Source organism: Halobellus inordinatus, from assembly GCF_024464655.1.
Classification (GTDB): domain Archaea; phylum Halobacteriota; class Halobacteria; order Halobacteriales; family Haloferacaceae; genus Haloquadratum; species Haloquadratum inordinatus.
This window is the reverse complement of record NZ_JANHAV010000020.1, coordinates 1-5,449: the sequence shown is the minus strand read 5'-3', so window position 1 is coordinate 5,449 and position 5,449 is coordinate 1. Positions and strand designations below refer to the sequence as shown.

Annotated in this window: 1 tRNA gene and 3 rRNA genes; all 4 read right to left on the bottom strand. The window is 57.7% G+C overall.

Features of this window, described 5'->3' with window-relative positions:
* Positions 1 to 53: 53 nt before the first annotated feature.
* A 5S ribosomal RNA gene (gene rrf / locus NO347_RS17155) occupies positions 54 to 175 on the bottom strand.
* A 230-nt stretch (positions 176 to 405) separates the two neighbouring features.
* Positions 406 to 3,319 (bottom strand): 23S ribosomal RNA (locus NO347_RS17150).
* Between the two features lie 298 nt (positions 3,320 to 3,617).
* Positions 3,618 to 3,689 (bottom strand) — tRNA-Ala (locus NO347_RS17145).
* Between the two features lie 107 nt (positions 3,690 to 3,796).
* Positions 3,797 to 5,269, bottom strand: a 16S ribosomal RNA gene (locus tag NO347_RS17140).
* Together the 16S, 23S and 5S rRNA genes with 1 tRNA gene alongside form the textbook arrangement of a ribosomal RNA operon.
* Positions 5,270 to 5,449 lie beyond the last annotated feature (180 nt).

The following is a 5,449-nucleotide window of genomic DNA, read 5'->3' as shown; positions in this document are numbered from 1 at the left end:
TTCGAAATGAAGAGAGCCCACGAGCACGCGCTCGTGGGCTCTGAAAGTATGAGTGGAGGCGGCGAGCCAGTGTTCCCAGAGGATCGCTCACTCCAGTACTACCTCGCACGCTGGCAGGCTTAACTTCCGTGTTCGGGATGGGTACGGGTGTCGCCCTGCCGCTCTGGCCGCCTTAATGCCGACTGATGGATTCGAACCATCTGGACTCGTATCGTGAGTCCACACCAGTGTCGGTGTGCCAGTCGAATTTGTGATGCGTACATTCGACCATTGGTGCGCACGCAATCCAGCTTCCGCCTGAACCCGTTCGACCGTGGGTCACCTTGTGGTAGTGGTAGTCTCGATCCCCATCACGGCATCCACTGTGACACGGGTTGGGTAGTCACGTGACACTATGCTCGTGTATGAGTGTGGCTTTGGACTGTTAGTGCTCGCGGGCTCACACCTCGTTGCCTCGGTGCGTACACCCCGAGTCTATCGAACTCGTCTTCTACGAGTGTCCTCGGCGGTACTTCTTTTTGAGGTAGGTTTCGAGCTTAGATGCGTTCAGCTCTTACCCTGCGGTGCGTGGCTGCTCGGCATCTGCCCTTTCGGACAACCGATACACCAGCGGCACCCATTCGTAGTTCCTCTCGTACTATACGAACGTTCCTCTCAAGTACCAATACACCCCCAATAGATAGCAGCCGACCTGTCTCACGACGGTCTAAACCCAGCTCACGACCTCCTTTAATAGGCGAACAACCTCACCCTTGCCTGCTTCTGCACAGGCAGGATGGAGGGAACCGACATCGAGGTAGCAAGCCACCCGGTCGATATGTGCTCTTGCGGGTGACGACTCTGTTATCCCTAAGGTAGCTTTTCTGTCATCAACGGGCCCCATCCAGGAGCCTCGTTGGTTCGCTAGACCACGCTTTCGCGTCAGCGTCACTCGTTGGGAATGACACTGTCAGACTTCCGTTTGCTCTTGCGCTCTTCTCCGGGTTTCCGACCCGGATGAGGAAATCTTTGGGCGCGCTCGATATCTTTTCGAGCGCGTACCGCCCCAGTCAAACTGCCCGGCTACCGGTGTCCTCCGCCAGGAGTGAGAGTCGCAGTCACTAACGGGTAGTATTTCACTTGTGTCTGGGTGGCCCGCTAGCGCGGGTACCTCTGTAATGACTCCTACCTATGCTGCACATCAGCGACCACGTCTCAGCGACAGCCTGCAGTAAAGCTCTATAGGGTCTTCGCTTCCCCTTGGGGGTCTCCAGACTCCGCACTGGAACGTACAGTTCACCGGGCCCAGCGTTGGGACAGTGACGCTCTCGTTGATCCATTCATGCAAGCCGCTACTGAAGCGGCAAGGTACTACGCTACCTTAAGAGGGTCATAGTTACCCCCGCCGTTGACGGGTCCTTCGTCCTCTTGTACGAGGTGTTCAGATACCCGCACTGGGCAGGATTCAGTGACCGTACGAGTCCTTGCGGATTTGCGGTCACCTATGTTGTTACTAGACAGTCGGAGCGTCCGAGTCACTGCGACCTGCTCGGTAAAAAGCAGGCATCCCTTCTTCCGAAGGTACGGGACTAACTTGCCGAATTCCCTAACGCCGGTTGTTCCCGACAGGCCTTGGCTTTCTCTGCCTGAGTACCTGTGTCGGATCTCGGTACGGTCGCCGTGCGCCTTTTCACGGGCTCTCGGTACCAGCGACTTGCGCTGTCTCGTGATTCGATCGCTTCGTGCCGTTACGGCGTCCACGATCTTCCACGATTCGACGAGGCGAAGGCCTCGCTCGCTGTTTCCAAAAGCGTCGGCTGAGTGCACGGTGGCACTGGAATATTAACCAGTTTCCCTGGTTGTCCCAGTCGAGTTACGGTGGGACTTAGGACCGGCTAACCCTCGGCTGAGTGGCAGTGCCGAGGAACCCTTACTCGTAAGGCCGTCGGGGTTCGCACCCGACTCTCGCTGCTACTGTGACCAGGATTTTCGTCACTAATCGGTCCACGCGAGCTCTCGCCCGAGCTTCCGCCCGATCAGTGCGCCAAGCCTACTAGGTCGTCCTGTGATGGACGCTGCCAGGTCTCGGTGGTGGATTTGAGCCCCGATCATTTTGGGCGCCTCGAACCTCGGCCGGTAAGCTGTTACGCTTTTCTTAGAGGGTAGCTGCTTCTAAGCTCACCTCCCGGCTGTTTAGGGCTCGAGACCACCTTCGGTTGCACTTAATCCACACTTGGGGACCTTAACCCGGCTCTGGGTTGTCTCCCTCACGGACCACAGGCTTACCCCGCAGTCCGGATTCCCAACGTCTACGGCGTCTGCAAGTTTGGAGTTCGACAGGAAGGCCGACTCCTCTCGGAGGCGGGACTTCCAATCGGTCGCTCTACCTCGCAGACTACCTCGGTTGAGGTCATGCTTCGACATGTTTCGGCTGGAACCAGCTGTTGCCGAGTTCGATGGGCCTTTCACCCCTACGCACGAGTCACGGGAGGGTATTGTAGGACACCAACCCTTGCAGGCTTCCACGCAGCTTTCGCCACGCTTCACCTTGCTCGCGCGTAGATCACTCGGTTTCGGGTCGCATCAGTATGACTCCCCGCGCTTGAACACGGTGGCCCTGGTCCGGATGGACTGCGGCCGTATCGGTTTCCCTATGCCTGCCCGGATACTCCGGTTAGGCTTGCCATACAAATGCACTCCCTGGGTCGTTTTTCAAAACGCACGACGCGACATCGGCTTCCCAGAAGTCCTACTGGTGGGTCGCCCCACGCTCGTTTTTTCTGGGACCTTGTATGCCCCGTCGTTCTATCACTGACTGAGTTCAGGCCCTATTGCACCGCCCTGTTCGGGGTGCTTTTCAGCGTTCGCTCACGCTACTTGTTCGCTATCGGTCTCGAGGAGTGTTTAGTCTTCGCAGTTGATGCCTGCGAGATTCACGAGGAATATCCAATCCTCGCTACTCTGGAGGTAGCCCGGGAACACGCTCTCGCGATACGGGACTGTCACCCTGTATCGTACTCCGTTCCAGGAGATTTCTCGCGGGATTGTGTTCCGTTATGGCTAGTCCGAACACCACATTTCCTTCCGGATTCGGTTTGGACTGTGTCGCGGTCACTCGCGGTTACTGACGACATCACTATTGTTTTTTGTTCCTGCTCCTACTGAGATGTTTCAATTCGGAGCGTTCCCCATTGCGCGAAGCAATTGCGGTGGGGATTCCCATTCGGAGATCCCGAGTTCTTAGTCTCCGTGCGACTCCCTCGGGCTTTTCGCAGCTTGGCACGTCCGTCGTCGGCTCTCGAGCCGAGCCATTCACCAGCCAGTACAGTAGCCAGTTTGAGTGTCGTGTGTTACTGGTCTGTTGTGTACAGTGGTTGCTGTTGCAGTTGCAAGTTAAGTTGCTCTTGCTGTTTGGTGATCTGAGACGTCCACGTGTGATCCGTTCGGTTGAACGGGTTCAGTGGGCGTCTGGATTGCGTGCGTACAATGGTCGTCATTGAACGTCCGGTGGCGGCCGGAGCGTTCGTCGAACCCTTCCCATCCGCGCTTTCACGGGATGGTGCATCAGTTCGTGTCCACTCCAGTCGAGTGTGTGCCCACACTTAAGGGGCACGTTCTGTGTCGAGTGGAGTGGGGGATGGACCCGCTGGGATTTGAACCCAGGGCGTCCTCCTTGCAAAGGAGGTGCTCTACCGCTGAGCTACGGGCCCAGTTAGCCTTGATGGTTCTAAGGTGCCTGTCTGGTGTGTGTGAGCCACGATCGGGGCCAGGCGATGAGTGAAAGTTGAGCCACCCCGTCGGGGTGGTCTCGGTCTGTAGGAGGTGATCCAGCCGCAGATTCCCCTACGGCTACCTTGTTACGACTTAAGCCCCCTTGCGAAGCCCAGATTCGACTGTGGTGACACAGCCTCATCCGGACCTCACTCGGGTGCTTTGACGGGCGGTGTGTGCAAGGAGCAGGGACGTATTCGCCGCCCTCTTGTGAAAGGCGACTACTACCGAATCCAGCTTCGTGAGGGCGAGTTTCAGCCCTCAGTCCGAACTACGACCAGGTTTCGGAGATTAGCGCCCTCTTTCGAGGTTGCAACCCATTGTCCTGGCCATTGTAGCCCGCGTGTAGCCCAGCTCATTCGGGGCATACTGACCTACCGTTGCCCGTTCCTTCCTCCAGTTTGGCACTGGCAGTCCTCCTAATGTACCCAGCCAGTCGGAACTGCTGCTGGCAATTAGGAGTGCGGGTCTCGCTCGTTGCCTGACTTAACAGGACGCCTCACGGTACGAGCTGACGGCGGCCATGCACCTCCTCTCTACAGCGTCGTGGCGAGGTCATCAACCTGACCGTCATCACTGTAGTCGGAGCTGGTGAGATGTCCGGCGTTGAGTCCAATTAAACCGCAGGCTCCTCCGGTTGTAGTGCTCCCCCGCCAATTCCTTTAAGTTTCATCCTTGCAGACGTACTTCCCAGGCGGTTCGCTTCTCGGCTTCCCTACGGCACAACACAGGCGCGTAGCCTGTGTCACACCTAGCGAACATCGTTTACGGCTAGGACTACCCGGGTATCTAATCCGGTTCGAGACCCTAGCTTTCGTCCCTCACTGTCGGATCCGTTTTCTCGAGGTGCTTTCGCCATCGGTGGTCCGTCCGGGATTACGGGATTTCACTCCTACCCCGGACGTACCCCTCGAGCCTTCCGGTCCCAAGCCTCGGAGTTTCCGCCGGACGCCCACGCGTTGGGCGCGTGGATTTCCCGACGGACTTTCGAGGCCAGCTACGGACGCTTTAGGCCCAATAAGATCGGCCATCACTTGAGCTGCCGGTATTACCGCGGCGGCTGGCACCGGTCTTGCCCAGCTCTTGTTCGTGTACCGCCCTACGGTACACAAAAGCGAGGACGATATGCCCTCGCACTCGGAGTCCCCTTATCGCACGTGCGTGCAGTGTAAAGGTTTCGCGCCTGCTGCGCCCCGTAGGGCCCGGAATCTTGTCTCAGATTCCGTCTCCGGGCTCTTGCTCTCACAACCCGTACCGATTATGGGCACGGTGGGCCGTTACCCCACCGTCTACCTAATCGGCCGCAGCCACATCCTACAGCGCGGGAGCGTTTGTGCCTCTTGGCATTCCAGCGTGAGAGGGGTATGACGAATTAGCCTCAGTTTCCCGAGGTTATGCGTCTCTGTAGGGTAGTTTGGCCACGTGTTACTGAGCTATTTGCCGCGAGTGTGAACTCGCACGACTAGCATGGCTAAATCGGACTCCGATAGCAATGGCCTCCGGCAGGATCAACCGGAATGGGTCTCCCCCGTAGTGGGGGAGGGGTGTGGCGGGATTTCCCTCTCGGAGAGAGGGAGATCACCATATATCATTGCGTGGTCCGTTCGTGGTTCAGTGGACACCAGACAGGTGTCACCGAACCATCAAGGCTAACATCAGATCCCATCTGTACGGCGGACCGCAGGGGTGGAATCCTCAT